This window comes from Pseudomonas sp. UBA4617 (assembly GCF_002386445.1).
Lineage (GTDB): Bacteria > Pseudomonadota > Gammaproteobacteria > Pseudomonadales > Pseudomonadaceae > Aquipseudomonas.
Window position 1 is genome coordinate 72,454 of record NZ_DGIR01000022.1, and the last position, 21,188, is coordinate 93,641.

At 64.4% G+C, this 21,188-nt stretch carries 14 protein-coding genes; 12 read left to right on the plus strand and 2 right to left on the minus strand.

Annotation, left to right across the window (positions count from 1 at the left end):
- Positions 1-90: 90 nt before the first annotated feature.
- The 9 genes from B4L76_RS09590 (at position 91) to B4L76_RS09630 (ending at position 16,569) form a co-directional block, all read left to right on the plus strand.
- A complete protein-coding gene (locus B4L76_RS09590; protein ID WP_296232041.1) occupies positions 91-1,116 on the plus strand; it encodes an Ldh family oxidoreductase in 1,026 nt (341 codons plus the stop codon).
- Positions 1,117-1,281: 165 nt separating this feature from the next.
- The gene (locus B4L76_RS09595) at positions 1,282-2,478 is read left to right on the plus strand and encodes an aromatic amino acid transaminase (protein ID WP_296232042.1); all 1,197 of its coding nucleotides are present in this window, start codon (positions 1,282-1,284) and stop codon (positions 2,476-2,478) included.
- Between the two features lie 514 nt (positions 2,479-2,992).
- A complete protein-coding gene (locus tag B4L76_RS09600) occupies positions 2,993-4,273 on the plus strand; it encodes a serine/threonine transporter (protein ID WP_296232043.1) in 1,281 nt (426 codons plus the stop codon).
- Positions 4,274-4,612: 339 nt separating this feature from the next.
- Positions 4,613-5,113: a thiol peroxidase gene (tpx, locus tag B4L76_RS09605; protein ID WP_296232045.1), complete on the plus strand. Its 501-nt coding sequence runs from the start codon at positions 4,613-4,615 to the stop codon at positions 5,111-5,113.
- A 265-nt stretch (positions 5,114-5,378) separates the two neighbouring features.
- On the plus strand, positions 5,379-6,692 hold the full coding sequence (locus tag B4L76_RS09610) for an MdtA/MuxA family multidrug efflux RND transporter periplasmic adaptor subunit (protein ID WP_296232046.1): 1,314 nt from the start codon (positions 5,379-5,381) through the stop codon (positions 6,690-6,692).
- Entirely contained in the window at positions 6,689-9,787 is a 3,099-nt protein-coding gene (locus tag B4L76_RS09615) for an MdtB/MuxB family multidrug efflux RND transporter permease subunit (protein WP_296232048.1), read from the plus strand. The genes B4L76_RS09610 and B4L76_RS09615 overlap by 4 nt, the downstream gene beginning before the upstream one ends.
- Entirely contained in the window at positions 9,784-12,891 is a 3,108-nt protein-coding gene (locus B4L76_RS09620; RefSeq protein ID WP_296232049.1) for an efflux RND transporter permease subunit, read from the plus strand. The genes B4L76_RS09615 and B4L76_RS09620 overlap by 4 nt, the downstream gene beginning before the upstream one ends.
- Positions 12,888-14,375: an efflux transporter outer membrane subunit gene (locus tag B4L76_RS09625; RefSeq protein WP_296232050.1), complete on the plus strand. Its 1,488-nt coding sequence runs from the start codon at positions 12,888-12,890 to the stop codon at positions 14,373-14,375. The genes B4L76_RS09620 and B4L76_RS09625 overlap by 4 nt, the downstream gene beginning before the upstream one ends.
- Before the next feature lie 103 nt (positions 14,376-14,478).
- Complete coding sequence (locus B4L76_RS09630) at positions 14,479-16,569, plus strand: putative bifunctional diguanylate cyclase/phosphodiesterase (protein WP_296232056.1); 2,091 nt, start codon at positions 14,479-14,481, stop codon at positions 16,567-16,569.
- Here the strand turns inward: B4L76_RS09630 and B4L76_RS09635 are convergent.
- Both B4L76_RS09635 and B4L76_RS09640 read right to left on the minus strand, forming a co-directional pair.
- A complete protein-coding gene (locus B4L76_RS09635; protein WP_170030233.1) occupies positions 16,566-16,826 on the minus strand; it encodes a DUF1652 domain-containing protein in 261 nt (86 codons plus the stop codon). The genes B4L76_RS09630 and B4L76_RS09635 overlap by 4 nt on opposite strands.
- A 263-nt stretch (positions 16,827-17,089) precedes the next feature.
- Positions 17,090-17,737, minus strand: a complete 648-nt coding sequence (locus B4L76_RS09640) for a DUF1345 domain-containing protein (RefSeq protein ID WP_296232059.1) — start codon at positions 17,735-17,737, stop codon at positions 17,090-17,092.
- A 229-nt stretch (positions 17,738-17,966) separates the two neighbouring features.
- On the opposite strand from B4L76_RS09640, the gene pgm reads away from it, so the two are divergent.
- From pgm to B4L76_RS09655, 3 genes are all read left to right on the plus strand, one after another.
- The gene (gene pgm / locus B4L76_RS09645) at positions 17,967-19,604 is read left to right on the plus strand and encodes a phosphoglucomutase (alpha-D-glucose-1,6-bisphosphate-dependent) (RefSeq protein WP_296232062.1); all 1,638 of its coding nucleotides are present in this window, start codon (positions 17,967-17,969) and stop codon (positions 19,602-19,604) included.
- A 78-nt stretch (positions 19,605-19,682) separates the two neighbouring features.
- On the plus strand, positions 19,683-20,195 hold the full coding sequence (locus B4L76_RS09650; protein WP_296232064.1) for a sigma-70 family RNA polymerase sigma factor: 513 nt from the start codon (positions 19,683-19,685) through the stop codon (positions 20,193-20,195).
- Positions 20,192-21,136: a FecR domain-containing protein gene (locus tag B4L76_RS09655; protein WP_296232066.1), complete on the plus strand. Its 945-nt coding sequence runs from the start codon at positions 20,192-20,194 to the stop codon at positions 21,134-21,136. The genes B4L76_RS09650 and B4L76_RS09655 overlap by 4 nt, the downstream gene beginning before the upstream one ends.
- The last annotated feature ends 52 nt before the right edge of the window (positions 21,137-21,188 follow it).

Below are 21,188 nucleotides of genomic sequence, written 5' to 3' on the forward strand. Positions count from 1 at the left end.
AAGTCAACAATTGACAGATAGCTGTCACATGCAGGAAAGTTTTTGTCGTTGCAACGCTGTAGCCATTCCAATTCCAACAAGGAGCTTCAGATGTCCGCACCTTCCCCCAGCACCGTCGTGCGTGTGCCTTTCACCGAGCTCCAGTGCCTCTTGCAGGCCATTTTCCAGCGCCACGGCTGCAGCGATGGCGTCGCCAGCGTGCTGGCCCACAATTGCGCCAGCGCCCAGCGCGATGGTGCCCACAGCCATGGTGTGTTCCGCATGCCCGGCTACGTTTCGACCCTGGCCAGCGGCTGGGTCGATGGCCAGGCCACGCCGCAGGTCAGCGATGTCGCGGCTGGCTACGTACGTGTCGATGCCGCAGGCGGCTTTGCCCAGCCGGCGCTGGCGGCGGCCCGTGACTTGCTGGTGGCCAAGGCGCGCAACGCTGGTATCGCCGTGCTGGCGATTCACAACTCGCACCACTTCGCCGCGCTGTGGCCAGACGTGGAACCCTTCGCTGACGAAGGCCTGGTGGCGTTGAGCGTGGTCAACAGCATGACCTGCGTGGTGCCGCATGGCGCGCGCAAGCCGCTGTTCGGCACCAACCCCATCGCCTTCGCCGCGCCCTGCGCCGAACATGACCCGATCGTCTTCGACATGGCCACCAGCGCCATGGCCCACGGCGACGTACAGATCGCCGCGCGCGCCGGCCAGCAGTTGCCTGAAGGCATGGGCGTGGATGCCAATGGCAAGCCGACCACCGACCCCCAGGCGATCCTGGAGGGCGGCGCCTTGCTGCCGTTTGGCGGGCACAAGGGCTCGGCACTGTCGATGATGGTCGAGTTGCTGGCGGCGGCTCTGACCGGCGGGCATTTCTCCTGGGAGTTCGACTGGTCGGGGCACCCCGGCGCGAAGACGCCATGGACCGGCCAGCTGATCATCGTCATCGACCCGAGCAAGGCCGAGGGCGAGCGCTTTGCCCAGCGCAGCCGCGAACTGGTGGAGCAGATGCAGGCGGCCGGGCTGAGCCGTATGCCAGGTGAACGGCGTTATCGGGAGCGGGAAGTGGCCGAGGAGGAGGGCGTGGCGCTGACCGAGCAGGAGCTGCAGGGCCTCAAGGCGCTGCTTGGCTGAACCGCCATCTTCGCGGGCAGGCCTGCGAAGAATTCAGCCGCCCGATTCGCAGCCATGCATTGTTGCATGGACAACCTTGCACAATAGTTGATGTTCCTGGCCTCGCTCTGCGGGTATGCTCAGGGCTGACTTTCCGTACTGTCCTGATCCAAGGAGCTGCACGCTGTGTTCAAACATGTCGATGCCTATGCCGGCGACCCGATCCTCTCGCTGATGGAAACCTTCAAGGCCGACCCGCGCGCCGACAAGGTCAACCTGAGTATCGGCCTGTACTACGATGAGGCCGGCGTGGTGCCGCAACTGGCGGCTGTGGATGCGGTGGAAAAACGCATCGCCGGCCAGGACCACGAAGCTTCGCTGTACCTGCCGATGGAAGGCCTGGCCAGCTATCGCCAGGCAATCCAGACGCTGCTGTTCGGGGCCGATCACCCGGCCGTGACCTCTGGCCGGGTGGCCACCGTGCAGACCGTGGGCGGTTCCGGCGCGCTGAAAGTCGGTGCCGACTTCCTCAAGCGTTACTTCCCGCAATCGGAAGTCTGGGTCAGCAACCCGACCTGGGACAACCACCGCGCCATCTTCGAAGGCGCCGGTTTCAAGGTGCACACCTACCCGTACTTCGACCAGGCCACCCGTGGCGTGGACTTCGATGGCATGCTGACGACCTTGCAGGCGTTGCCGGCCAACAGCGTGGTGCTGCTGCACCCGTGCTGTCACAACCCGACTGGTGCCGACCTGAACCAGAACCAGTGGCAGCAAGTGGTCGAAGTGGTCAAGGCGCGCCAGCTGATACCGTTCCTCGACATCGCCTACCAGGGCTTCGCCGAAGGCCTGGTAGAAGACGCCTACGCCATCCGTGAAATGGCCCGCGCCGGCGTGCCGTGCCTGGTCAGCAATTCGTTCTCGAAAATTTTCTCGCTGTATGGCGAGCGCGTCGGTGGCCTGTCGGTGGTCTGCGACGACGAGGCCACTGCCCAGAGCGTGCTGGGCCAGCTCAAGGCCACCGTGCGCCGCAACTACTCCAGCCCACCCAACTTCGGTGCCCAACTGGTCGCGGGTGTGCTCGGCGATGCCGGCCTGAATGCCCAGTGGGCGGCCGAAGTCGAAGTGATGCGCAAGCGGATCCTCGACATGCGCCAGGCGCTGGTCGATGCCCTGGCTGTGCTGTTGCCAGGCCAGGACTTCCAGTTCTTCCTGCGTCAGCGCGGCATGTTCAGCTACACCGGCTTCAGCGTCGAGCAGGTACGCCGCCTGCGCGACGAGTTCGGCGTGTACCTGATCGACAGCGGCCGGGTGTGCATGTCCGGCCTGCGCCCGGCGAACCTGCAACGGGTTGCCGAAGCGTTCGCTGCGGTGCAGAAGTAAGACCGGCAGGGGCCTGAGCGGCCCCTCCTGTGGGAGCTGGCCTTTGTGTGAGCAACTGTCTTGCTCAAATGTCCAAAGCTGGCGTTATTCCTGTGGGAGCGGGCTTGCCCAGCGAACACGGGCGAAGCCTGTGCCATCCACCGCGTCGCCTGCTTCGCGGGTAAACCGCTCCCACATTGATCACGCGGAACTCTGCATCTGCGTTGGATCCTCGCGTCTTGGCAGGTCATCCCGCCACGTGTGCCCGTTCTGAGCACTATTTGATGGCGAAGCTGGGGCGCTGCGCACACCTTTCGCGACGCACGGCCGCTCCCACAGGACGCTCCTTCAGCTTTGCTTCAGCCTGCAGGCACAACCCGCTTGTAAAGACAAGTGCAACCGTCCCTCGGATAGGGCTTCGCAAGTGCACCCTTTCCGTGCACAATCGCGCCCCTCTTTTCCGGTTGAGTTGGGCGGAACGTCTATTTCGCCATTCTCAGCCTGTTGCAGTCTTGCGAGTGGAGCTTCACCCGGAATGAATGAGCAGGCCCCAAGCGTTGAACAACGCTTTGCAGAATCGACCCCCGCCACCCTTGGCAGCTGGTCGCGTCACGACACCACCTGGATGCTGGGCCTGTTCGGCACAGCCATCGGCGCCGGAACCCTGTTCCTGCCGATCAACGCTGGCCTTGGCGGTTTCTGGCCGCTGCTGATCCTGGCCGCGCTGGCTTTCCCGATGACCTACTTTGCCCACCGTGGGCTGACCCGCTTCGTTCTCTCGGGGCGCGATGACGGCGACATCACCGAGGTGGTGAAGGAGCACTTCGGCGCATCCGCCGGCGCCGCGATCACCGTGCTGTACTTCTTCGCGATATTCCCGATCCTGCTGATCTACAGCGTGGCGTTGACCAACACCGTGGCCAGCTTTCTCGAGCACCAGCTGCACATCGAGCCGCCGCCGCGGGCCATCCTGTCGTTCGTGCTGATCCTCGGCCTGCTGGCAATCGTGCGCTGCGGCGAGCAGGCCACCGTCAAGGTCATGAGCCTGCTGGTCTACCCGTTCATCGTTGCCCTGGCGCTGCTGGGCCTGTATCTGGTCCCGCACTGGACCGGCGGCATCCTCGACAGCGCCCACCAGGTGCCACAGGCGTCGGCGTTCCTGCATACCCTGTGGCTGGCGATTCCGGTGATGGTGTTCTCCTTCAACCACTCGCCGATCATTTCGGCCTTTGCCGTCGACCAGAAACGCCGCTACGGCGCGCACGCCGATGAACGCAGTGGCCAGATCCTGCGTCGTGCCCACCTGCTGATGGTGCTGATGGTGCTGTTCTTCGTGTTCAGCTGCGTGCTCACCCTGAGCAGCGCCCAGCTGGCCGAAGCCAAGGCCCAGAACCTGTCGATCCTGTCGTACCTGGCCAACCACTTCAGCAACCCGACCATTGCCTTTGCCGCGCCGCTGATCGCCTTCGTGGCCATCGCCAAGTCGTTCCTCGGCCATTACATCGGCGCCAGCGAAGGCCTCAAGGGCATTATCGCCAAGACCGGCGCGCGCCCGGGTGCCAAGGCCCTGGACCGCATGGTTGCCGCGCTGATGCTGGTGGTGTGCTGGATCGTTGCCACCCTCAACCCGAGCATCCTCGGCATGATCGAGTCGCTGGGCGGGCCTATTCTCGCAGTGCTGCTGTTCCTGATGCCGATGTACGCCATTCGCCGCGTACCGTCGATGCGCAAATACAGCGGCGCGGCGTCCAATGTGTTCGTCGTGGTGGTCGGCCTGGTTGCGCTGAGCTCGGTGGTGTACAGCCTGATGAGCTGATGCACTTCTTGCGATAAAGCATGCCCGGGGTGTTTGTCGCTCCCCGGGCATTTTTTTGCAACCTGATCCAGGTTTCAGCAATGTATTGCTTGTGGTTCCTGAAGTTCCAGCAGACAAGGGCGACTTGTTACTTCGGTACTTGTCAGGGATAGCTCAACTTGTAACAGGCTCGTATTCGCAGCCCGGAATGGGGCTTGGCTGCTGACTCGACGCCGGGCATCTGTATGTTGTCTACATAAAAACCTGGCAATAGAACAATTTCACTTGCCCCATAGGCACCTGGCCGCCTTCATGCTTAACTCAGTGTCCTTTTCCAAACCCCCGCATAAGGAATTCGTCATGGCTCAAGTGACTCTCAAAGGCAACCCGGTCCAGGTCAACGGCAAGCTGCCGCAGCCAGGCGCGCAGGCTCCGGCTTTCACCCTGGTCGGTGAAGGCCTGGCCGACAAGTCACTGCAGGACTACGCCGGCAAGCGCAAGGTGCTGAACATTTTCCCAAGCGTCGATACCCCGACCTGCGCCACCTCCGTGCGCAAGTTCAACGCCCAGGCCAACAATCTGGGCAACACCGTGGTGCTGTGCATCTCCGCCGACCTGCCATTCGCCCAGGCACGCTTCTGCGGTGCCGAAGGCCTGGACAACGTGAAGAACCTGTCGACCCTGCGTGGCCGCGAGTTCCTCGACAACTACGGCGTCGCCATCGCCGACGGCCCGCTGGCCGGCCTGGCTGCGCGCGCGGTGGTGGTGCTGGACGAAAACGACAAGGTGCTGCACAGCGAGCTGGTTGGCGAAATCGCCGACGAGCCGAACTACGATGCGGCGCTGGCTGCACTGAAGTAAGGGTTGTGTCAGGGCGGTGCGGGCATTTATAGCCTGTACTGGCCCTTTCGCGGGCATGGGCTACGGAATCCTCGGGCCCGCACCGCTCCAGGCAATACCCTGTAAATGGCCCGGAACGCGTTCCGGGCCGTTTTCATTTAAAGTTCAGGGTCTTGGCAACGTCAGGCAAAGGTAAACCTCTGGTAAAGGCCCTTTGCTAAAGCGATGTCAGTGCTTATCGTTTCATCCTCCCAGGTCGTCATTCCGGACAAGGTTCGTTCAACCCATGCAAGTGCCCAATTTCCGTTCCCCCCGTCGCTGGCTCGTCGGCCTGCTGATCCTCCTGCTGGTGGCTGCACTGGCCTGGTGGCTGTGGCCTGCCCCGACGCCGGCACACAAGGAAGCCGGTGGCGGGCGCGGCGGCAAGGGCGCGGGCATGGGCATGATGGGCGGCCGCCCGGGCTTCGGCGGCTCCAGCGACCCGGTACCGGTGCGTGTCGAGCCAGTGCGGGTGGGCGACTTTCCGCTGTACTACAAGGCCCTGGGCACGGTCACCGCGACCAACACCGTGAACGTGCGCAGCCGCGTGGCCGGCGAGCTGGTGAAGATCCACTTCAAGGAAGGCCAGCAGGTCAAGGCCGGCGACCTGCTCGCCGAGATCGACCCGCGCCCCTATCGCATCGCCCTGCAACAGGCCGAAGGCACCCTGGCGCAGAACCAGGCTCAGCTGAAGAACGCCCAGGTCGACCTGGCCCGTTACAAGGGCCTGTACGCCGAAGACAGCATCGCCAAGCAAACCCTCGACACCGCCGAGGCGCAGGTCGCGCAATTCCAGGGGTTGATCAAGACCAACCAGGCGCAGGTCAACGACGCCCGGCTGAACCTCGAATTCACCCAGATCCGTGCGCCGATCAACGGCCGTGTGGGTTTGCGCCAGCTCGACCTGGGCAACCTGGTCGCGGCCAACGACACCACCGCACTGGTAGTGATCACCCAGACCGAACCGATCAGCGTTGCCTTCACCCTGCCGGAAACCGAGCTGAACACTGTGCTGGAGCGCTATCGTAGTGGTGCCAGCCTGCCGGTCGAAGCCTGGGACCGCAGCGACAGCAAGCTGCAGGCCAGCGGTGTGCTGGGCAGCATCGACAACCAGATCGACACCACCACCGGTACCCTCAAGTTCAAGGGCCGCTTCGAGAACAAGGACCTCGCCCTGTTCCCCAACCAGTTCGTCAACGTGCGCCTGCTGGCCGACACCCTCAGGCAGGTGACCATGGCCCCGACAGCGGCGATCCAGTTCGGCAATGATGGCACCTTCGCCTACGTGGTCAACGAGCAGAACACGGTGAACGTGCGCAAGCTCAAGGTGGGCGCCAGCGACGGCGAGCGCAGCGTCATCCTCGACGGCCTCAAGGCCGGCGAGCGCCTGGTACTGGAAGGCACCGACCGCCTGCGCGAAGGCAGCAAGGTGGAAGTGGTCGACGACAGCTCGCAAGTGCCGACCACACCCGGCCAGCACCTGCAGGGGCAGGAGGCCAAGGGCTCGGCTCACGCCGGTGAAACACAGCCCGGTAAAACAGCAGGCAAGGCGGGCGCATGAACCTCTCGCGCCTGTTCATCCTGCGGCCGGTCGCCACCACGCTGAGCATGCTGGCCATCGTCCTGGCCGGCCTGATCGCCTACAAGCTGCTGCCGGTTTCCGCCTTGCCGCAGGTCGATTACCCGACCATCCGGGTCATGACCCTGTATCCCGGCGCCAGCCCGCAGGTCATGACCAGTGCCGTTACCGCACCACTGGAGCGCCAGTTCGGGCAGATGCCGGGCCTGGAACAGATGGCTTCGACCAGCTCCGGCGGCGCCTCGGTGCTGACCCTGCGCTTCAACCTCGACATGAACATGGACGTTGCCGAGCAGCAGGTGCAGGCCGCGATCAATGCCGCCAGCAACCTGCTGCCCAGCGACCTGCCGGCGCCGCCGGTGTACAACAAGGTCAACCCGGCCGACACCCCGGTACTGACCTTGGCCATATCCAGCAAGACCATGCCGCTGCCCAAACTCAACGACCTGGTCGACACCCGTGTGGCGCAGAAGCTCGCGCAAATCAGTGGCGTGGGCATGGTCAGCATCGCCGGTGGCCAACGCCAGGCAGTGCGGATCAAGGTCAACGTCGATGCGCTGGCCGCCAACGGCCTGAACCTGGAGGACGTGCGCACCCTGATCGGCGCCTCCAACGTCAACCAGCCCAAGGGCAACTTCGACGGGCCGACCCGCGTCTCGATGCTCGACGCCAACGACCAGCTGCGCTCTCCCGAGGAATACGCCAACCTGATCCTGGCCTACAACAACGGGGCACCGCTGCGCCTGAAGGACGTCGCCGAAATCGTCGACGGCGCGGAAAACGAGCGCCTGGCCGCCTGGGCCAACGACAACCACGCGGTGCTGCTGAATATCCAGCGCCAACCGGGCGCCAACGTCATCGAGGTGGTTGACCGCATCAAGAACCTGTTGCCGTCGATCACCGACAACCTGCCGGCCGGCCTCGATGTCTCGGTGCTGACCGACCGCACGCAGACCATCCGTGCCGCGGTCAAGGACGTGCAGCACGAACTGCTGATCGCCATCGCCCTGGTGGTGATGGTCACCTTCGTTTTCCTGCGCCGCTTCAGTGCCACCATCATTCCGTCGATTGCCGTACCGTTGTCGCTGATCGGCACCTTCGGTGTCATGTACCTGGCCGGTTTCTCGGTCAACAACCTGACGCTGATGGCCCTGACCATAGCCACCGGCTTCGTGGTCGACGACGCCATCGTCATGCTGGAGAACATCTCCCGGCACATCGAGGAGGGCGAGACGCCCCTGCAGGCGGCGCTCAAGGGCGCGCGCCAGATCGGCTTCACCCTGGTTTCGCTGACTTTCTCGCTGATTGCGGTACTGATCCCACTGTTGTTCATGGCTGATGTGGTTGGCCGCCTGTTCCGTGAGTTCGCCATCACCCTGGCAGTGGCCATCCTGATTTCCCTGGTGGTGTCGCTGACCCTCACTCCGATGATGTGCGCGCGCCTGCTCAAGCGTGAGCCCGAGCCTGAAGCACAGGGCCGTTTCTACCGCGCCAGTGGCGCCTGGATCGACTGGCTGATCAGGCATTACGGCAATGCCCTGCAGTGGGTCCTCAAGCACCAGCCGCTGACCCTGCTGGTCGCCGTGGCCAGCCTGGCGCTGACCGTGTTCCTGTACATGGTGGTGCCCAAAGGGTTCTTCCCGGTGCAGGATACCGGGGTGATCCAGGGCATTTCCGAAGCGCCGCAGGCCACCTCGTTCGCCGCCATGAGCGAGCGCCAGCAAGCCTTGAGCAAGGTGATCCTGCAGGACCCGGCAGTGCAGAGTCTGTCGTCCTACATAGGTGTCGATGGCGACAACGCCACGCTCAACAGCGGCCGCCTGCTGATCAACCTCAAGCCGCATGGCGAGCGTGATGTCAGCGCCAGCGAGGTGATCAGCCGCCTGCAGCCGCAACTCGACCGCCTGGTGGGCATTCGCCTGTTCATGCAGCCGGTGCAGGACCTGAGCATCGAAGATCGGGTCAGCCGCACCCAGTACCAGTTCAGCCTGTCCTCGCCGGATGCCGACCTGCTGGCGCAGTGGAGCGGCAAACTGGTGCAGGCGCTGCAGCAGCGCCCGGAGCTGGCCGACGTGGCCAGCGACCTGCAGGACAAGGGCCTGCAGGTGTACCTGGTGATTGACCGCGATATGGCCAGCCGACTGGGCATCAGCGTGTCGCAGATCACCAACGCCCTGTATGACGCGTTTGGCCAGCGGCAGATCTCCACCATTTACACCCAGGCCAGCCAGTACCGCGTGGTGCTGCAGTCGAAAGACGCGGCGGTCATCGGCCCGCAGGCGCTGGAGTCGGTCCATGTCAAGGCCAGCGATGGCGGCCAGGTGCGGCTGTCGGCCCTGGCGCGCATCGAGCAGCGCCAGGCGCAGTTGGCGATTTCCCACATTGGCCAGTTCCCGGCGGTGACCCTGTCGTTCAACCTGGCCCACGGCGCGTCGCTGGGCGAGGCGGTGCAGGTGATCGATCAGGTGCAACAGGACATCGGCATGCCGCTGGGCGTACAAACCCGCTTCCAGGGCGCCGCCGAGGCTTTCCAGGCGTCGCTGTCGAGCACCCTGCTGCTGATTCTGGCGGCGGTGGTGACAATGTACATCGTGCTCGGCGTGCTGTACGAAAGCTACATCCACCCGGTGACCATCCTGTCCACCCTGCCTTCGGCAGCGGTTGGGGCCTTGCTGGCCTTGCTCATCAGCGGCAATGACCTGGGCATGATCGCCATCATCGGCATCATTCTGCTGATCGGCATCGTCAAGAAGAACGCGATCATGATGATCGACTTTGCCCTCGAGGCCGAGCGCCACCAGGGCATGAGCCCGCGCGATGCCATCTACCAGGCGGCACTGTTGCGCTTCCGGCCGATCCTGATGACCACCCTGGCCGCGCTGTTCGGCGCCGTGCCACTGATGCTCGCTACCGGCTCCGGCGCCGAGCTGCGCCAGCCGCTGGGCCTGGTGATGGTCGGCGGGTTGCTGGTCAGCCAGGTGCTGACGCTGTTCACCACGCCGGTGATCTACCTGTATTTCGACCGCCTGGCCCGGCGCTGGCGCCCGGCCACTGACGCCAGGCAGGCCGAGGCATGAACCTGTCCGGCCCGTTCATCCGTCGCCCGGTGGCGACCATGCTGCTGAGCCTGGCGATCATGCTGCTGGGTGGGGTCAGCTTCGGCCTGCTGCCGGTGGCACCGCTGCCGCAGATGGACTTCCCGGTGATCGTGGTGACGGCCAACCTGCCCGGCGCCAGCCCCGAGGTCATGGCCTCCACCGTGGCCACGCCGCTGGAACGCAAGCTGGGCAGCATCGCTGGCGTGACCACGTTGACCAGCAGCTCCAACCAGGGCTCCACCCGGGTGATCATCGGTTTCGAGATCGGCCGGGACATCGACGGGGCGGCGCGCGAGGTGCAGGCCGCGATCAACGCCACCCGCAACCTGTTGCCCAGCGGCATGCGCAGCATGCCCACCTACAAGAAGGTCAACCCCTCGCAGGCGCCGATCATGGTGTTGTCGCTGACCTCCGAGGTACTGCAGAAAGGCCAGCTGTATGACCTGGCCGACACCATCCTGGCACAAAGCCTGGCCCAGGTGCCGGGGGTAGGGGAGGTGCAGATCGGCGGCAGCTCGTTGCCGGCTGTGCGTATCGCCGTCGAGCCGCAATTGCTCAACCAGTACGGCCTGTCGCTGGACGAGGTGCGCACGGCGGTGGCCAACGCCAACCAACGCCGGCCCATGGGTTTTGTCGAGGATGCCGGGCGTAACTGGCAGGTGCGGGCCAACGACCAGCTGGAAAGCGCCACTGACTACGAGCCGGTGGTGATCCGCCAGCAAAACGGTACCATCCTGCGCCTGTCCGACGTGGCGACCATTACCGATGGTGTCGAGAACCGCTACAACAGCGGTTTCTTCAATGACCAGAGTGCCGTCCTGCTGGTGGTCAACCGCCAGAGCGGCGCCAACATCATCGAGACAGTGGAACAGATCAAGGCGCAACTGCCGGCCTTGCAGTCGTTGTTACCGGCCAGCGTGCAACTGGACGTGGCCATGGACCGCTCGCCGGTGATCAAGGCCACCCTGAAGGAGGCCGAGCATACCCTGCTGATCGCGGTGGTGCTGGTGATCCTGGTGGTCTACCTGTTCCTGGGCAGCCTGCGCGCCTCGCTGATCCCCAGCCTGGCAGTGCCGGTGTCGCTGGTGGGCACCTTCGCGGTCATGTACCTGTGTGGCTTCTCGCTCAACAACCTGTCGCTGATGGCGCTGATCCTGGCCACCGGTCTGGTGGTGGACGATGCCATCGTGGTGCTGGAAAACATTTCCCGGCATATCGAGGATGGCCAGCCGCCGTTGAAGGCGGCCTATCTCGGTGCCAGGGAGGTGGGCTTCACCTTGCTGTCGATGAACGTGTCCCTGGTGGCGGTGTTCGTGTCCATCCTGTTCATGGGCGGCATCGTGCGCAACCTGTTCCAGGAGTTCTCGGTCACCCTGGCGGCGGCGATCATCGTGTCGCTGGTGGTTTCGCTGACCCTCACGCCGATGCTGTGTGCCCGCTGGCTGAAACCGCACCGGGCCGAGCAGACCCGCCTGCAGCGCTGGAGCGACAAGCTGCACCGGAACATGGTCGATGCCTATGATCGCAGTCTGGGCTGGGCCTTGCGGCACAAGCGCCTGACCCTGGTCAGCCTGCTGGCGACCATCGCCATTAACATCGCCCTGTACGTGGTGGTCCCCAAGACACTGATGCCGCAGCAGGACACTGGCCAGCTGATGGGCTTCATCCGTGGCGATGACGGTTTGTCGTTCAGCGTGATGCAACCGAAGATGGAAATCTACCGCCGTGCCCTGCTGGCCGACCCAGCGGTGCAGAGCGTTGCCGGCTTCATCGGCGGCAACAGCGGCACCAACAACGCCTTCGTGCTGGTGCGCCTGAAGCCGATTCACGAGCGCAAGCTTGATGCGCAGAAGGTGATCGAACGTCTGCGCAAAGAGATGCCCAAGGTGCCAGGCGGGCGCCTGTTCCTGATGGCCGACCAGGATCTGCAACTGGGCGGTGGTGGCCGTGACCAGACCTCGTCGCAGTACCTGTACACCCTGCAGAGTGGCGACCTGGCGGCGTTGCGCGAGTGGTTCCCGAAAGTGGTCGCAGCACTGCGTGCGCTGCCGCAGCTGACGGCCATTGATGCCCGCGACGGGGCCGGGACCCAGCAGGTGACCCTGGTGGTCGACCGTGACCAGGCCAAGCGCCTGGGGATCGACATGGACATGGTCACCACGGTGCTGAACAACGCCTACAGCCAACGGCAGATCTCCACCATCTACGACAGCCTCAACCAGTACCAGGTGGTACTGGAGATCAACCCGAAATACGCCTGGGACCCGAGCACGCTGGAGCAGGTGCAGGTAATCACCGCCGATGGTGCCCGCGTTCCGTTGTCGACCATCGCCCATTACGAGAACAGCCTGGCCAACGACCGGGTCAGCCACGAAGGGCAATTCGCCGCCGAGAGCATCGCCTTCGACATCGCCGAAGGCTACAGCCCCGACCAGGCCATGGCGGCGCTGGAGCGCGCGGTGGCCAAGCTGGGCCTGCCGGAGGAAGTGATTGCCAGGCTCGGTGGTAGTGCCGACGCCTTTGCCAAGACCCAGCAAGGCCAGCCGCTGATGATCCTTGGCGCGCTGGTGCTGGTGTACCTGGTATTGGGCATCCTCTATGAGAGCTATATCCACCCGTTGACCATTCTGTCGACGTTACCCTCGGCCGGCGTTGGCGCCTTGCTGGCGTTGTACCTCACTGGAGGCGAGTTCAGCCTGATCTCGTTGCTCGGGTTGTTTCTGCTGATCGGCGTGGTGAAGAAAAACGCCATCCTGATGATCGACCTGGCCTTGCAACTGGAGCGTCATCAGGGCCTGTCACCGGAGGAGTCGATCCGCCGTGCCTGCCTGCTGCGCCTGCGACCGATCCTGATGACCACCCTGGCGGCCATTCTCGGCGCCTTGCCGCTGCTGCTGAGCCGCGCCGAAGGTGCGGAAATGCGCCAGCCGCTGGGCCTGACCATCATCGGAGGGCTGGTGTTCAGCCAGGTCCTCACCCTTTACACGACGCCGGTGGTGTACCTGTACCTGGACCGCCTGCGGCACCGTTTCAACCGTTGGCGCGGCGTGCGCACCGACGCCGCCCTGGATACCCCGCTATGAATTTTGCCCAGACCCCGCTTCACCGAACCCTGCAGGTGCTGGCCCGTGCGCGTGGCTCACGCCTGCTCGGTGCCGGGTTGTGCGTAGCCTTGCTCAGTGCCTGTACCCTGAGCCCGGACTATCATCGCCCTGAGACGAGTGCCACGGCGCAATTCAAACACGCCGCAGGCTGGACCCAGGCCACGCCGTCCGATGCCATCGCCCGCGGGGCCTGGTGGGAAATCTACGGCGATGCCGGGCTCAATGCGCTGGTCGAGGAACTGAACCGCAGCAACCAGACCGTGGCACAATCCGAAGCCCAGTATCGTCAGGCCCAGGCGCTGGTGCGCAGCAGCCGCGCAGCCCTGTTCCCCAGCCTCGACCTGAGTGTCGGCAAGAACCGCTCGGCCCAGGGCACCGGCAGCTCCAGTTCCAGCCTGTCCAACAACAGCAGCGGTATTCGCAACACCTACAATGCCCAGCTCGGCGTCAGCTGGGAAATCGACCTGTGGGGCAAGCTGCGCGAAACCCTCGATGCCAACCAGGCCAGTGCCGAAGCGAGCTTGGCCGACCTGGCCGCGATCCGCCTCAGCCAGCAGTCGGAACTGGTGCAGAACTACCTGCAATTGCGGGTGATCGACGAGCAGAAGCGCCTGCTGGAAGCCACCGTGGCGGCCTATGAGCGTTCGCTGCGGATGACCCAGAACCAATACCGCGCGGGCGTTGCCGGCCCGGATGCGGTGGCCCAGGCGCGCACCCAGCTGAAAACCACTCAGGCCGACCTGATCGACCTGGCCTGGCAGCGTGCGCAATTCGAGAACGCCATTGCCGTGTTGCTGGGCAAGGCGCCGGCCGAGTTTGCCCTGGCCGACAGCAAGAGCATACCGGCGCTGCCGCAGATACCGGTGTCCCTGCCTTCGCAGTTGCTCGAGCGGCGCCCGGACATTGCCGCCGCCGAACGCAATGTGATGGCTGCCAACGCCAACATCGGCGTGGCACGTGCGGCGTATTTCCCGGACCTCAGCCTGAGCATGAGCGGCGGCTATTCCAGCAGCAGTTTCAACAACTGGATCGAGCTGCCCAACCGCTACTGGTCGGTGGGCCCGCAGCTGGCGCTGACCCTGTTCGACGCCGGCAAGCGCAGCGCCGAAGTGGACCGTACCGTGGCGGTGTATGACCAGACTGTGGCGCAGTACCGCCAGACCGTGCTCGACGGCTTCAAGGAAGTGGAGAACCTGCTGGTGCAGTTGAAGGTGTATGGCGATGAGGCAGTGGTGCGCCAGGAAGCGCTGGATGCTGCGCGCGAGTCGCTGCGCCTGACCGAGAACCAGTATCGCGCGGGGCTGATCGGCTACCTCGATGTGGTCAATGTGCAGACCACCGCGCTGAGCAACGAGCGCAGTGTGTTGAACCTGCTGCAAGGGCGCCTGGTGGCCAGCGTGCAGTTGGTTGCCGCGCTGGGCGGTGGCTGGGATGCCGAGCAGGAATTCGCCGGGCGAGACTGACCTGCCTGGCGCTTGCAAGGCACAAAAAACCCCGTGCGTTTCACCTAAGCTTGAGTACAATCGTCAGCTTTTTCCGGGCCTGGGCCCGCCCCTGGAACTTCCAATGCTGACCGGTAGCTACTCCTCTTCGCTGGTGTTGATTTCGCTGTGCGTGGCGATCCTGGCGTCCTATACCGCGCTTGACCTGACCGGCCGCATCGCCACGGCAAAGGGGCGCGCTGCGTTGTTGTGGATGGGCGGTGGCGCACTGGCCATGGGGATCGGTGTGTGGTCGATGCACTTCATCGGCATGCTCGCCTTCAGCCTGCCCATCGACCTGGGCTATGACCTGGCCCTCACCGCTTTTTCGCTGTTGATCGCGGTACTTTCTTCAGGGTTTGCCTTGTGGCTGGTCAGCCAGCCGAGCCTGCCGTGGCTACAGCTGGTCTTTGGCGCGTTGATCATGGGCGCCGGCATCGCCTGCATGCACTACACCGGCATGGCGGCGCTGCGCATGCTGCCAGGCATCGACTACGAGCCGACACTGTTCGGCGTCTCGTTGCTGATAGCCGTGGGCGCCTCGGCGGCGGCCCTGTGGATTGCCTTCCGCCTGCGCACGCACACCCCCTACGTCCGGCAGATTCGCGGACTGGCGGCGGTGGTGATGGGGTTTGCCATCGTCGGCATGCACTACACCGGCATGGCTGCGGCGAATTTTCCCGAGGGCAGCTTCTGCGGCGCGTTGGCGGCCGGGGGCTTGCAGGGCGATGGTCTGGTCTACCTGGTGCTGATCACAACCCTGGCCGTGCTGGCCGTCGCTTTGCTGACGTCGGTGCTGGATGCCCGCCTGGAGGCGCGTACTGCCGAACTGGCCCGGTCGCTGACCCTGGCCAACCAGGAACTCACCCAGCTGGCGCTGCACGACACCCTCACCGACCTGCCCAACCGCACCCTGCTGGCCGACCGTATCGAGCAGGCCATCGCCAAGGTGGCGGAGCAGGGCGGCTGCTTTGCTTTGATGTTCATCGACCTGGATGGCTTCAAACCGGTCAATGATGCCTTCGGCCACCACATCGGCGACCTGCTGCTCAAGGCCGTGGCGGCCCGCCTGCGGGGTCACCTGCACAGCCAGGACACGCTGGCGCGCATCGGCGGCGACGAATTCGTGCTGCTGGTGGAATTGCAGGAGCCGAACGATGCCGTGGACGTGGCGGTCAAGCAGGTCAACCTGGTATCACGGCCGTTCCGCGTGGCCGAGCATGACCTGCAGCTGTCGGCAAGCCTGGGTATCGTCCTGTACCCGGGCAATGGTCAGGACCAGCACGAGCTGCTGCGTAATGCCGACGCCGCCATGTACCATGTCAAAAGCGCCGGCAAGAATGGCTATAGCTTCTTCGACGTGTCGATGAACAGCAATGCCCGCCAGCAACTGCAACTGTTGCAGGACCTGCGCCAGGCCCTGGAGCAGCGCCAGTTCCGCCTGCACTATCAGCCCAAGTTCGACGCCCGGGCGTGCCGGCCGATCGGTGCCGAGGCCTTGCTGCGCTGGGAACATCCGCAGCAGGGCCTGCTGCTGCCTGATCGCTTCATTGGCCTGGCGGAAAAGACCGGCCTGATCATCCCCATCGGTGAGTGGGTGTTGATCGAGGCCTGCCGACAGATGCGCCAATGGCTGGAGCAGGGGTACCAGGACTGGCGGATGGCCGTGAACCTGTCGGCCATTCAGTTCTGCCATGCCGGGCTGGTCGAAAGCGTGGCCCGGGCGTTGCAGCAGAGCGGCCTGCCAGCCAACTGCCTGACCCTGGAAATCACCGAAACCACCGCCATGCACGACGCCGATGCCAGCCTGACAGTGCTGCAACGCCTGTCCGACATGGGGGTGGATCTGTCCATCGACGATTTTGGTACCGGCTATTCCAGCCTGATGTATCTCAAGCGCCTGCCGGCCAACGAGCTGAAGATCGACCGCGGTTTCGTGCGCGACCTGGAGCAGGATAGCGATGATGCGGCCATCGTCTCGGCGATCGTGGCACTGGGCCGGGCGCTGGGCCTGCGTATCGTTGCCGAAGGGGTAGAAACCGACAAGCAGCAGGCTTTCCTGACCCGCCTGGGTTGTGATTCGCTGCAGGGCTACCTGCTGGGCCAGCCAGTGACGGCTGAACAGTTCATGGGCAAGTTGCAGGCCATGCGTCAGGACAGTGCGGCAGTGGGTTAGACCGCATCGCGCAGGGGGATGGCAGGGATGAAGGCATCCATTTCCGCTTCGACGGCTTCGATAATGCGCTCCACGTCCGCAGCAGCCATGATCGCCGCGCAGGGGATGCCGGCAATGGCCAGCAGGGTTTCGCCAGTGGCGCGGTCGAACAGCCGCGCGACCATGCTGCGTGGCGCATCCATGCTGGCTTCGAAGCCCAGCGGGTGGAAATGCCAGCGCATCACCTGGCAGGCGTTGGGGAACGTCATCTTGTTCATGCCAGCCTCCTTGTCCTTGCCAGGACGTGGTGAGCGGGTGGCCATCAGGCTGCGGCCGCCGGGAAGATAACCATAGCACCTGTCACGGGCGATTCTCGCTGGCAAATGCGACAAAAGTACTAATGCATGAAGGCGGTCACATCTTTGGCTGTGCCTTTGGCCTGCGCGTGCCGCTCAGGCAAGCGTCTTCCCCGCAGGATAGCGGCAGTCAGCCTGGCGTCGCCTCGCTGTCAGGTGACGGTTTTTTCGGACGAACGGTGCGGTTAACCCAGCAACCCTGCCGCGATGTTGATGGTGAAACCGAGTATCGCGGTATTGAACACGAACCCCACCAGTGAATGCGCCAGCACCACCTTGCGCAGGCCGCGCCCGGCGACGCCGATATCCGAGGTTTGCACCGCCATGCTGATGGTGAACGAGAAGTAGTGAAAATCCCAGTAATCCGGGTGGCGTTCGCCGTCGGCGAAACGCAACCCTGGTTCATGGTTTTGCGCTGTGTAGAACAGCCGGGCGTAATGCAGGCTGAAAATGCAGCCGATCAGCAGCCAGGAACCGGCCACGGTCAGGCCCGTGTAGAGGTAGTGCAGGGCCAACGCTGTGCCTTGCAGGCCGCGGCTGGAGACCAGCTGCAAGGTGACGGCGGCGAGGCTGGCAATTGCGGCGATGCACACGGTTAGCAGGACCAGGCTGGCGTTTTCGTCTTCGACGCGGGCGACCTTGTGCACGTTCTCCGGGGTAGCGTTCCAGGTCAGGTAGAACACCAGCAGCAGGTACAGCCAGACACCCAGGTTCCACCCGGCGAGGATGTGCTGAACGGTGTCGTCTGCAGGGATCAGCCACGCGCCGAGCAGGCCGACCAAGGTAGCGAGAGTCAGGCGCGGATGGGTGTGGGTCAGGCGGTGGAAAGCCATGTGGCCTCTCTGGCTAAGGGTGTGGCTACTACTCTAGACGGTCATGACAGAGACCAGCGGCACGCCCGGGTCCATCGTGGGCGTGCCCGACGCAGCATCGCGGTGATTGGCACGGGCTGCGTGGCCTGATGTTTCTTTGATTTCGCCCATCGCACGGCATTGCAACTCTCAGTACACTGGACGCTCCAATCCCAACATCTCCAACATCCGTTGAACTCGAGGTTTTTGCATGACGCTCAGTCCTTTGGCAGGCAAGCCGGCTCCGACCAGCGTGCTGGTCGATATTCCACGACTGCTCACCGCCTACTACACCGGCCGCCCCGATGCGTCCGTGGCGGCCCAGCGGGTGGCCTTCGGCACCTCGGGGCACCGGGGCACTTCACTTGAGTTGAGTTTCAACGAATACCACGTCCTGGCCATCACCCAGGCCATCTGCCTGTATCGCGAAGAGCAGGGTATCGACGGTCCGCTGTTCATCGGCGCCGACACCCACGCCCTGTCCGCACCGGCCACCGCCAGCGCCCTGGAAGTGCTGGCGGCCAACGGCGTGCAGGTGATGCTGTCCAAGGACGATGAATACACGCCTACCCCGGCCGTGTCCCACGCCATCCTTTGCCATAACCGTGGCCGTGTGCAGGGCCTGGCCGACGGCATCGTCATCACGCCGTCGCACAACCCGCCACAGAGCGGTGGGTTCAAGTACAACCCCCCCAATGGCGGCCCGGCCGACAGCGACGTTACCAAGTGGATCGAGGCCAAGGCCAACGAACTGCTGGCGGCGAACCTGGCGGGGGTCAAGCGCATGGCGCATGCCCAGGCGCTGCAGGCGGCCACCACCCAGCGTCACGACTATGTCAGCAGTTACGTGGCCGACCTGGAAAACGTCATCGACTTCGACGTCATCCGTGGCGCCGGGCTGCGCCTGGGCGTCGACCCGCTGGGCGGGGCCGGGGTACGTTACTGGTCGGCGATTGCCGAGCGCTACCAGCTGGACCTGGAAGTGGTGAACAGCGAGGTCGACCCGACCTTCCGCTTCATGACCGTCGACTGGGATGGCCAGATCCGCATGGACCCGTCCTCACCGTACGCCATGCAAGGCCTGATCGGCCTGCGCGAGCGCTTTGACGTGGCGTTCGCCTGCGACCCCGACCATGACCGCCATGGCATCGTCACCCCGGATGGTCTGCTGCAACCGAACAACTATCTGGCCGTGGCCATCGACTACCTGTACCGCCACCGCCCGCAATGGCGCAGTGATGCGGCAGTCGGCAAGACGGTGGTGTCCAGCGGCCTGATCGACCGTGTTACCCAGCGCCTGGGCCGCGAGTTGTACGAAGTGCCGGTGGGCTTCAAGTTCTTCGCCCAGGGGCTGTTCGACGGTTCGCTCGGCTTTGGTGGCGAGGAGAGTGCAGGGGCTTCGTTCCTGCGCCGCGATGGCTCGGTCTGGGCCACTGACAAAGACGGCCTGATCCCGGCCTTGCTGGCTGCCGAGATGACTGCCCGCACCGGGCGCAACCCCAGCCAGGCCTACGCTGACCTCACCGCGGCGCTGGGCAAACCATTCGCCACGCGGGTTGAAGCCAAGGCCGATGCCCGGCAGAAGGCGCTGCTGAGCAAGCTGGCGCCGGAGCAGGTGAAGTCGACCGAACTGGCCGGTGAGCCGATCGTGCAGATCCTCAGCCACGCGCCAGGCAATGGCCAGGCGATCGGCGGGCTGAAGGTGATGACCGCCAATGGCTGGTTCGCCGCGCGGCCGTCGGGCACCGAGGACATCTACAAGATCTACGCCGAAAGCTTCATCGACGAGGCACACCTGCAGCGCCTGGTGCAGGAAGCGCAGGTGCTGGTGGATGCGGCAATTGCCTGACAGGTAACAAACTGCTTGGTTCTGCGGCATTGTGTAAATTAGAATTAATCTTATTTACGCCACCGCAGGGCCTACCCCATGATCGACGCCGCGCCGCCACCGGAGCATAGCCTGCCAGCCCTGTACCGGGCCCATCGCGGCTGGCTGGAAACCTGGTTGCGGCTGCGCTTGGGCAATGCCTGGGATGCCGCCGACCTTAGTCAGGATACCTTTCTGCGTATCCTCGCCAGCGCGCAGCCGCTGGCAGACATTCGCGAACCGCGCGCTTACCTGCTGACCGTCGGCAAGCGCCTGCTAAGCAACTTCCACCAACGGCGCCGCCTGGAACAAGCCTACCTCGATGCACTGGCGCAGTTGCCCGAGCAGCATGTGCCCTCGCCAGAGCAGCGCTGGCTGCTGCTGGAAACCCTGCAAGCGCTCGACGAGTTGCTCGACGGCCTCAAGGCGCCGGTACGCAAGGCCTTTCTCTGGAGCCAACTGGAGGGCCTGGGCTATGCCGAGATCGGCAAGCGCCTAGGCGTTTGCGAGCGCTCGGTCAAACGCTACATGGCGCAGGCCTACGAGCATTGCCTGCTGGCAGAACTGCAGTGACCAGCCATTCTCCCGAAACCCGCGAGGCACTGCGGGCAGCCGCGCGCTGGCTGGCACTGGTGGATTCTGGCGGTGCCAGCGAGAGCGACCTGCGCCGTCTGGAACAATGGCGTACCAGCAACACCTTGCACGAACACGCCTGGCAAAAGGCAATGCTGTTGCGCCAGCGCTTTTCCGCGCTACCCGGCGCAGTGGCCATGGCCACCCTGGACCGCCCGGATGCTGGTCGCCGGGCGTTGCTCAAGCAGGCCCTGGGCGTGGCGGCATTGTTGCCGATGGCCTGGCTGGCAAGCCGCGAACTGCCGCTGGAAGCCTGGACCGCCGACATGCACACCGCGGTCGGAGAGCGTCGGCGGGTGCTGCTGAGCGATGGCACACTGTTGCAGTTGAACACCGACAGTGCGGCGGATATCGACGTGCGTGGCCGTCGCCTGACTTTACTGCGTGGCGAAGTGGCAGTCAGGTTGCCCGGCACCCCGGGCCTGACGTTGCAGGTGCCCTATGGCCAGGTCGTGCTGGATGCCGGTGAGGTGTGCCTGCGCCTTGTCGATCAGGCTTGCCGGGTAACGCTGCTCAAGGGCACGGCCAACCTGCTGCCGCAGCAAGGCCCGGCACTGCTGCTGCAGGCTGGGCAGCAGGCCAGCCTGCAAGCGACCGGAGTTGGCCCAGTCACCGGCCTGGACGCTTGGCTGCTGGGCTGGCGCGAAGGTGTGCTGCGCCTGGAAGATCGCCCCTTGGGCGAACTGCTGCACGAGTTGCGCAGGTACCGCCCCGGCGTGCTGCGTTGGGCGCCTGAACTGGAGGCCCTGCGGGTGACCGGTACGTTCCGCCTCGACGACACCGACCGGGTGCTGGCCTTGCTCGCCGGCAGCCTGCCGTTGCAGGTGCACACGCGCACGCGTTACTGGGTGAGCCTGACCGCGCGAGAAAATCGCGCATGAGGTTGTCCCCTTTTTTCTGCTCGCCGGTCATTACCGGTAGGAGCAAATAAAG

Excerpts from the sequence above, each read along its gene's own strand:
- B4L76_RS09590 (WP_296232041.1), top strand. The coding sequence starts at position 91 with ATGTCCGCACCTTCCCCCAGCACCGTCGTGCGTGTGCCTTTCACCGAG.
- B4L76_RS09600 (WP_296232043.1), top strand. The coding sequence starts at position 2,993 with ATGAATGAGCAGGCCCCAAGCGTTGAACAACGCTTTGCAGAATCGACC.
- tpx (WP_296232045.1), top strand. The coding sequence starts at position 4,613 with ATGGCTCAAGTGACTCTCAAAGGCAACCCGGTCCAGGTCAACGGCAAG.
- B4L76_RS09610 (WP_296232046.1), top strand. The coding sequence starts at position 5,379 with ATGCAAGTGCCCAATTTCCGTTCCCCCCGTCGCTGGCTCGTCGGCCTG.
- B4L76_RS09615 (WP_296232048.1), top strand. The coding sequence starts at position 6,689 with ATGAACCTCTCGCGCCTGTTCATCCTGCGGCCGGTCGCCACCACGCTG.
- B4L76_RS09620 (WP_296232049.1), top strand. The coding sequence starts at position 9,784 with ATGAACCTGTCCGGCCCGTTCATCCGTCGCCCGGTGGCGACCATGCTG.
- B4L76_RS09625 (WP_296232050.1), top strand. The coding sequence starts at position 12,888 with ATGAATTTTGCCCAGACCCCGCTTCACCGAACCCTGCAGGTGCTGGCC.
- B4L76_RS09630 (WP_296232056.1), top strand. The coding sequence starts at position 14,479 with ATGCTGACCGGTAGCTACTCCTCTTCGCTGGTGTTGATTTCGCTGTGC.
- B4L76_RS09635 (WP_170030233.1), bottom strand. The coding sequence starts at position 16,826 with ATGAACAAGATGACGTTCCCCAACGCCTGCCAGGTGATGCGCTGGCAT.
- B4L76_RS09640 (WP_296232059.1), bottom strand. The coding sequence starts at position 17,737 with ATGGCTTTCCACCGCCTGACCCACACCCATCCGCGCCTGACTCTCGCT.
- pgm (WP_296232062.1), top strand. The coding sequence starts at position 17,967 with ATGACGCTCAGTCCTTTGGCAGGCAAGCCGGCTCCGACCAGCGTGCTG.
- B4L76_RS09650 (WP_296232064.1), top strand. The coding sequence starts at position 19,683 with ATGATCGACGCCGCGCCGCCACCGGAGCATAGCCTGCCAGCCCTGTAC.